Genomic DNA, 7050 nt, shown 5'->3' with positions numbered 1-7050 from the left:
CATTTCGCTTTTGCTACCAACCGAAATTTGATCCGCCATTCCGCCTTGCATAGCTTCGTTTTTTGCGTTAGCGGGGATGCTCGTCCCGCCCGTAATATCGGCGGAGCAGGCGTCGCTGCTTAGAATTTTACCTATATCGCACGGCAAAGCCCCGTTCGTCTTCTCGGGTAAAATTTCGCCCGCGCTGCCAGGAGTATAGGCACCGGCAGAAATTTTATTCGCAATATTTGCGCCGTTAGGTAAAGCCCTATCCGTTACGGCTGTCGGGGTTTCGCTCGTCGAGGCTGCCATTTCCGCCGCGATTTTGCCGTTCGCGCCGTATTTTTCGAGCAGAAATTTCACGCTTTGTATCGTGGGTACCGGGCGGTTTTGCGAAATTTCATAATCGCTTACCTCCACGCCCGGGGCGTCGTTCCACAGCGCGCGGCACCATCTAAGCCGCAGTTGCGGAGGCGCCGAAAAGCTCTTTTTAAACGGGTTTAGAAACGACGGCATTATGATCAGCAAATCGGGCTTTAGACTTGATAAGATCGCCTTCACCGCGGCGTCGTGTCCTGCGTGCGGCGGATCGAAACTGCCGCCGAAAAGTGCGATTTTCACGCACCCGCTCCGTGCCGCTCCGCGCCGCGAAATTTCTCGCACTTCGCCACAAATTCCGCGGTATAAAATTTTGCGCGACGTAATCTTGTTTTATGAAATTTTACGCCGCAAAATTCCGTTTCGCTGAATTTTGTTGCAAAAAATCCCGCGTTTTGCAGCGCGATAAATTTAAAGGGCGTGGCGGCGTAAAGGCTAGGACTGCGTCGCAGCCCTTTTGCGGCGATAAATTTAAAAAGCGCGCCATCGCGGAATTTTACCTCGCCGAATTTCGCTGCGTTAAATTTCATTTTAAGCTCTAAATTTGGCGTCTGGAACTTCATCTCGTGAAATTTCGCGCCGTGAAATTTAGCCGCATAAAATTTCGCAATGCGAGCTAAAAAATCCGTCTCGCGCAATTCTGCTTTGTAAAATTTAACGCCACGTGCCATAAATTTTGATTTGCAGAATTCCGCTCTGCGAAAGTTCGCCCCTAAAAATTCTGTTCCGTAGGTCGTAAATTTCGCGCCAAGAAATTTAAAATGCGAGTGTCGTGATTGCCGAATTTGCCGCGTATGACGAAGCGTTTCATTGCAAAATTTAAAATCGCGAAGCGCGGCATTGTGCGCTCCGGGCTCTGTGCCGCAAAATTTCGTGCTACTAAATTTTGTTGCAAAAAATCTTGCGTTTTGCGGCGCGAAAAATTTAACGCCGCGTTTCTTAAATTTTGCCGCGCAAAATCCAGTGGCTACGAAGCGGGCGTTAGAATTTGGGTTTTTCCAAAGCTTTCGCACGGGCCGCCTACATATATTTTTCTAAAACGCGCGGAATTTTGATGCTGCCGTCCTTGCGCTGGTAGTTTTCCATCACCGCAATCAGCGTGCGGCCGACCGCGAGCGAGGAGCCGTTTAACGTGTGAACGAGGCTGTTTTTCTTGCCGTCTTTGAAGCGGATCTTGGCTCTGCGCGCCTGAAAATCGCGACAGTTGCTGATCGAGCTGATCTCTCTGTATTGGTTCTGTCCCGGTAGCCAAACCTCCAAATCCACGGTCTTTGCAGCGCTAAAGCCCAGATCGCCGCTGCAAAGCAGCATGTGTCTGTGCGGAAGGCCAAGGCTAGCTAGCAGATCGCTCGCGCACGAAATCATCTCCCCAAGCATCTTTGCGCTATCTTCGGGGCGCGTGATGGCGACGAGCTCGACCTTTTCAAACTGGTGCTGGCGGATCATGCCGCGCGTATCGCGCCCCGCCGAGCCCGCTTCCTTGCGAAAGCAGTGGCTGTAGCTGGTGAGTTTGATCGGCAGCTCCTCGCTGCGTAAAATTTCATCGTTAAAGAGATTCGTCGCCGTAACCTCGCTCGTAGGGATGAGGTAGAGGTTTTGCTCCTCGTCGTCAACGCGGTAAAGATCGTCTTTAAATTTAGGCAGCTGGCCCGTGCCGTAGAGGATCTGATCGCGCACCAAAAACGGCATATTTACGAGCTCGAAGCCGCGCGAGTTATTAAATTCGATCATGTAGTTGATGAGAGCCATATTCAGTTTCGCGCCCAGCCCTCGGATCGCGGTAAAGCGGCTGCCGCTGAGTTTGACGCCGCGCTCGAAATCAAGCCATCCCAGCGCCTCGCCGAGCTCGAAGTGCTGCTTGGGCGCGAAGTCGAACGTGCGCGGATCAAGCACCTTTTTGATACAGACGTTTTCGTTCTCGTCCGCGCCGATCGGCACGTCGTCGTCGATGATATTCGGCACGCACGCGGCGATCGCTTCTAAGCTTTGTTCGCGCTCGTTTAAGAGCCCGCTTAGGCTTTGGATCTTTTGCTTGTTTTCCTCAAGCTGCGATTTTAGCGCGCCTACGTCTTTGCCTTCGCGCGCGGCGAGGCCGAGCTCCTTGCTCTTTGCATTTTGCACGGCTTGGAGGTTTTCCAGCTCCGTCTTTTTAGATTTTAGCTCGTTGTAGGCATTCAGTAGCGTTTGCAGGGTTTGCGGCGGGACTTTTTTGGCGATAAGTTTTTTATTAAATTCGTCGAAATTCGTCTCGATAAGTTTTAAATTTATCATTTTCTGCCTCTTTTTGGTAATTTAAATTGCGACATTTTAACCAAAGTTTGCTTTAAATACTCAAAATAAACCCACATTTAAGCAATACGGATGAAAAAAAGTGATACAATTCCGTAATATTTTATTATGAAAGGTATTACATGAAGGCAAAATTTGCTTTTTTGGGAATTTTCGCGGCGAGCCTTGCGTTCGCACATTTTGGCATTCTTACGACGGATAAAAATGTCGTAGAGGATCAAAAAAACGCTATCGTGAAGCTAAATTTGGAATTCTCCCATCCGTTTTTACAGGAGTCTATGAATCTACAAAAGCCCGCAGAATTCGGCGTTTTTATTGACGGCGAGAAAAAATCGCTCCTAGGCAGCCTAAAAGAGCAGAAAAAGGGCGAAAATTCCTATTTTGCGGCGGAATTTAAAGCTGACAAGCCATCACTTTTGGCGTTTTATTTTGATCCGAAACCCTATGCCGAGCCGGCTGAGCGCAAGATGATCCGCCATATCACCAAAACCTACGTCGATGCTTACGGCGCGGGCGAAGGCTGGGATAAGCCGCTCGGGCTAGAGGCGGAGATCGTACCGCTAGTGCGGCCTTATGCGCTGTATGCGGGAGAGATATTTAGCGGAGTTTTTTTATTGCACGGAAGGCCCGTCCCGGGCGCGGATGTGGAGATCGAGCTATATAACGATAAGGGCTACAAAGCCCCTAGCGAGGCGCATGTCACGCAGGTCGTTAAAACCAACGGCGCGGGCGAGTTTAGCTTCGTGATGCCGGTTGCCGGCTGGTGGGGCTTCGCGGCTCTTAGCGAGGAGGAAGCCGCCAAAGGAAGCGAGCAGCCCGTAAATGAGCTGGGCGCCGTGCTTTGGATCAAAGCAGACGAGCTGAAAAAATAGGGGAGCGGCTCGGTGAGATCTCTTTTTTTGGGCGAAATTTGCGTCGCTGCGGATAAATTTAAATTTACGCTTGAGCGGAGCTTTGAAATTTTATTTTCGCGCGTTTTGCTTGGCGACGTAAAATTTCAAGCGAATTCTGTAGTTAAAATTTTAGATGGCAAAATTCCGCCGAGTAAAATTTTAAGTAACGAAGCTCTGCTACGTGAAATTTTGCTCGGCAGAAATTCGCTCTTAGTAGCTTCGAGCCGTAAAATTTCATATCCGTGGATTTATGAGCGCAAAATATCGGCGCGTAAAATTTCGTTTTTTGAAATTTTTAAAACCCCGGCTTTTAAAATTTCGCAAGCTCTGTTTTACTGCGCGAGCGTCGCGCCGAGATCGCTCGGAGCCTCAAATTTTGCGTTGCAAAATCCATTTGCTGCTCCTGCAATTGTAGCAAGCGAAAATTCTTGCGCCATGCAAGCCGTAAAATTTATCAAATTTACTGGTTCCACAAGCAGTTTTGAGACCGCTCTGAGTTTTGCGCTGACAGCCGCCGCAAATAGGACGCAAGCTGCGAGTTTTACAGCCGCAAATTTTGCCGCGACTAAAGCCGTAAAAGCAAGGCCTGTAGTAATCAAAGCGGTTATCGCAAAGGTCGCAAATGCCTTAAATTTAACTAGCTCCCGCGTTTTTGCGCGTCTAAAAAACTGGAACGATTTAAAGGGGGCGAGCCGTGCACATTAGCGAAGGAGTTTTGAGCGCACCCGTGCTGCTTGCCGGCTGGGCGGTTACGGCGCCTGCGGTAGCGGCGATTTTATGGCGCGTAAGGCAGTCTGAGATCCCTAGGATCGCATGTTTTAGCGCGCTGTTTTTCGTAGCATCTTTTGTGCACCTGCCCGTGGGCGTCAGCTCCATGCATTTGATGCTAAGCGGGCTCGTGGGCGCGTTTTTGGGCTCGCGCGCGATCTTGGCGATTTTCGTTGCGCTTTTTTTGCAAGGGGTGTTTTTCGGCTTCGGAGGGCTTAGCGTGCTCGGCGTAAATACCGCAGTCATTGGCTTTCCAGCGGTTTTGGGCGGGCTCTTTGCCGCCGCCGCAAAAGCGCAAGAGCTAAAAGTGCGCACGCAAAAAATTTATCTATTTTTGGCGGGTTTCGTGCCGATCGTCTGCTCGATGCTGCTTCTTGATCTTGTGCTTTTCATCAGCGGGCGGGAGTTTTTTGCTATCGCGACGCTCATCTCGCTCGAAGGCGCAATTCTAGCTGTTTTGGAAGGAATCATCACCCTTTTTGCGCTTAGCTTTATTGCGAAATTTTACGGCGGACAAAGGCGATGAGAGCACTATTTTTCTTAGCGGTTTTGAGCTCTTTTGCATTTTCGCATGCGCTTCATCTTTTCGCGACGCAAGAGGGCGATAGAGTGGCGATTTATAGCTATTTTTATAAAAATTCTCCCTGCATGGAGTGCGAAGTTTTAATCAGTGCGGACGGGCGCGAAATTTTGCGCACTAAGACCGATAAAGAGGGACTTGCGAGCATACGAATACCCGCTAAAAATTTTACTATTCAAATTTACGGAGGTGCAGGGCACGGTGCACAGATGGAATTTAGCGCCGAGGACTTTACACCGCAGAATTCCGGTGATCCTGAAAATTCCACGCCACAAAATTCTGACGTTTCTGAAAATCCTGTGCCGCAAAATTTGAACGTCGCTAAAAATTCTGCGTCCGAAGGCAGCGCACTCGAAAATATCGTGCCGAAAGCTAGTACGCCTGAAAATAAAATTTTAAGCACTTCCGAGCCTTTGGAAAATTCCGCCTCGCGAAGCATCTTGCCAAAAGAAAGCCCTAAGGGCGATATTAGGAGCCTGGCATTTCAAAGCCAGTCCGCTGAGGCGCCTAAAATCGCGCTTTGTTTGGCCTTGATTTTCGGCTTTTTTGCTTTGGTGTGGCTAGCGAAAAGAGCGCGCAAATGAGCCCCGCCGTATCACTGCTCGCGTTTTTTATCTTCAGCTTCGGCGTCGGACTTAGTGGGCAGCTTTACGCAGCGTTTTTTGCCCCGCCGTTACTTCTTTTTGCGCTTAAAATTTCGATTGCGCGCGCAGTCTGCACAAGGCTTGCGGTATTAAATATCTTTGCGATTTTAAGCGCGTTAAGCCCCGCTATAGTCGGCAACTACGAGCTTGCGGGCGTAATATTTTTGCGCGCAAATTTGATAATGGTATTTGCAATTTTGCTATTTTACGGCAAGGACGAATATTTTTTCGCGCGCGGATTTGACGGGCTCGGGCTCGGCGAAAAGCTAAGCGCTTTGGTGTATTGCTGCGGGCGATTCGTAAATTTTTTACGCTCGGATCTGGCGAGACTGCAAGCACTTTTGCGAATGCGCGGATTTGTGGGGACGAGCGGAATTTTCACTTATAAAATTTATGCAAATTTAGTTGGAATTTTAGCGATTTCGGCACTTGAGCAGGCAAGAAATTTAAGCCTGGTGATGAGTGCGCGAGGGTTTTGCGGTAGGCTATTTTACGAGCGTCGCGAGGGCTTGAGCGTCTTGGAGACCTCGTTTTTGGCGTTCTTGCTGGCGTGCGTATCTGTTAAAATCGGAGCGATCTTATGAGCTGCTCGCTTAAGGCGTATGGGATAAGCGCTAAAAACGGCGAGCGAGAAATTTTTCGCGGCGTAAATTTGAGCGTAGGGCATAAGGAAAAAGTGGCGATCTTGGGCGCGAACGGGCAGGGCAAGACGAGTCTGCTTCAAATTTTAGGCGGCCTAAGGCAATGGGGCGAGGGCGAAATCGAGCTTTTCGGCGAGAAGCTTGAGTGTGTGGAGGATTTTATAAAATTTCGCCACGAGATCGGGTTTTTATTTCAAAACAGCGACGATCAATTTTTGTGCGCGAGCGTGTTTGAGGACGTCGCATTTAGCCTACGTGCGCAAAATGAGCGGCTAAAACGAGCACAAAATGCGGAGCAAAAGCGTGGAATTTTTTCTAAATTTTTTGGCCGTAAGGCGCAAATTTTAAGGCAGGGCAGCGAAAACGACCATCTAAAAAAGCTTGAAATTTTAAGCGAAGAGCAGATCGAGCGCAAGGCGCTGGAGACGCTGCGACGCTTGGGAATCGAGCATCTACGCGAGCGGGTGCCCTTTCATCTAAGTGGCGGCGAGAAAAAGCTAGTGGCGCTTGCGGGCGCGTTGGTGTGCGAGCCTAGGATACTACTGCTGGACGAGCCTACGACGGCGCTTGATGAGGCGATGCAGGAGCGCGTGGCGGGGATTTTGGCGGAGCTTGACGTAAGCGAGATCATCGTCTCGCACGATAAAAACTTCATCGATAAAATCGCGGATAAAATCTATTATTTAAAATCGGACGGCTTATATGAAAGTCCATGATAAATTTATCGTTTAAAATCAAGAGGCTTGTATAAATCCATAATGGCGACCCTTGCGGGATTTGAACCACGCGTTTTCGCACTGAGAATGCAACGTCCTGAGCCACTAGACGAAAAGGTCAAGAAGCCGCATTATAGCGACAAAAACAAAATTTTAGATAAA

Annotated in this window: 9 protein-coding genes and 1 tRNA gene; 6 read left to right on the top strand and 4 right to left on the bottom strand. The window is 49.3% G+C overall.

What is annotated here, in order from left to right; genetic code table 11:
* The 3 genes from Q0238_RS01780 to serS all read right to left on the bottom strand — a co-directional run.
* Nucleotides 1–600 (bottom strand): nicotinate-nicotinamide nucleotide adenylyltransferase (locus tag Q0238_RS01780; protein ID WP_297942319.1); only part of this gene is annotated, 600 nt, incomplete at its 3' end.
* Complete coding sequence (locus Q0238_RS01775; RefSeq protein WP_297942318.1) at nt 597–1370, bottom strand: hypothetical protein; 774 nt, start codon at nt 1368–1370, stop codon at nt 597–599. The genes Q0238_RS01775 and Q0238_RS01780, both read right to left, overlap by 4 nt.
* Nucleotides 1371–1377: 7 nt before the next feature.
* Nucleotides 1378–2628 carry a serine--tRNA ligase gene (gene serS / locus Q0238_RS01770; RefSeq protein WP_297942315.1) on the bottom strand — a complete coding sequence of 417 codons (1251 nt, stop codon included), beginning with the start codon at nt 2626–2628 and terminating at the stop codon, nt 1378–1380.
* Nucleotides 2629–2768: 140 nt separating this feature from the next.
* Between serS and Q0238_RS01765 the strand changes: the two genes are divergently transcribed.
* From Q0238_RS01765 to Q0238_RS01740, 6 genes are read left to right on the top strand one after another with little or no spacing between them, the layout of a single operon-like run.
* Complete coding sequence (locus tag Q0238_RS01765; RefSeq protein WP_297942313.1) at nt 2769–3518, top strand: DUF4198 domain-containing protein; 750 nt, start codon at nt 2769–2771, stop codon at nt 3516–3518.
* Between the two features lie 12 nt (nt 3519–3530).
* Entirely contained in the window at nt 3531–4244 is a 714-nt protein-coding gene (locus tag Q0238_RS01760) for a hypothetical protein (protein WP_297942311.1), read from the top strand.
* On the top strand, nt 4234–4833 hold the full coding sequence (gene cbiM / locus Q0238_RS01755; RefSeq protein WP_297942309.1) for a cobalt transporter CbiM: 600 nt from the start codon (nt 4234–4236) through the stop codon (nt 4831–4833). Before Q0238_RS01760 ends, cbiM begins: the two co-directional genes overlap by 11 nt.
* The gene (locus Q0238_RS01750; RefSeq protein ID WP_297942306.1) at nt 4830–5471 is read left to right on the top strand and encodes a hypothetical protein; all 642 of its coding nucleotides are present in this window, start codon (nt 4830–4832) and stop codon (nt 5469–5471) included. Before cbiM ends, Q0238_RS01750 begins: the two co-directional genes overlap by 4 nt.
* Complete coding sequence (locus tag Q0238_RS01745; RefSeq protein WP_297942304.1) at nt 5468–6115, top strand: energy-coupling factor transporter transmembrane component T; 648 nt, start codon at nt 5468–5470, stop codon at nt 6113–6115. The genes Q0238_RS01750 and Q0238_RS01745 overlap by 4 nt, the downstream gene beginning before the upstream one ends.
* Nucleotides 6112–6888, top strand: coding sequence for an ABC transporter ATP-binding protein (locus Q0238_RS01740; protein ID WP_297942302.1), 777 nt, complete (start codon nt 6112–6114; stop codon nt 6886–6888). The genes Q0238_RS01745 and Q0238_RS01740 overlap by 4 nt, the downstream gene beginning before the upstream one ends.
* Nucleotides 6889–6931: 43 nt before the next feature.
* On the opposite strand, the gene Q0238_RS01735 is transcribed toward Q0238_RS01740, so the two are convergent.
* Nucleotides 6932–7008, bottom strand: a tRNA-Glu gene (locus tag Q0238_RS01735).
* Nucleotides 7009–7050 lie beyond the last annotated feature (42 nt).

Origin of the sequence: uncultured Campylobacter sp. (assembly GCF_938045775.1) — a bacterium.
Lineage (GTDB): Bacteria > Campylobacterota > Campylobacteria > Campylobacterales > Campylobacteraceae > Campylobacter_B.
Note: the sequence above shows the minus strand (reverse complement) of the source record. Positions and strands in the feature narration are given on the sequence as shown.